Source organism: Streptomyces sp. SID11385 (assembly GCF_010548245.1).
GTDB lineage: Bacteria > Actinomycetota > Actinomycetes > Streptomycetales > Streptomycetaceae > Streptomyces.
On record NZ_JAAGLR010000999.1, the window covers coordinates 1 to 222 of the forward strand.

The window sequence follows — 222 nt, forward strand, 5'->3', positions numbered from 1 at the left end:
GCCGCCGGGTACGACGACGCGGCGCTGCGGGCGCGGTGCGCCGATCCGGCCGAGCTGGAGCGGCTCGCCCGTACCCACCACGCCGTCGTCTCGGCCGCCGCCGCCGAGTGGCGTGCCGTCCCGCTGCCGCTCGCGACGCTCTACCACGACGAGCACGGCGCGCGGACCGGGCTGCTCGCGCACGCGGACCGCTTCGACACCGTGCTGCGGCGCGTGGCGGAG

General features: G+C 79.3%; 1 protein-coding gene. It reads left to right on the forward strand.

Features of this window, described 5'->3' with window-relative positions; translation table 11 throughout:
- Window positions 1–222, forward strand: a 222-nt coding sequence (locus tag G3I42_RS30375; protein ID WP_203607567.1) for a GvpL/GvpF family gas vesicle protein, incomplete at both ends; no start/stop codon positions are given.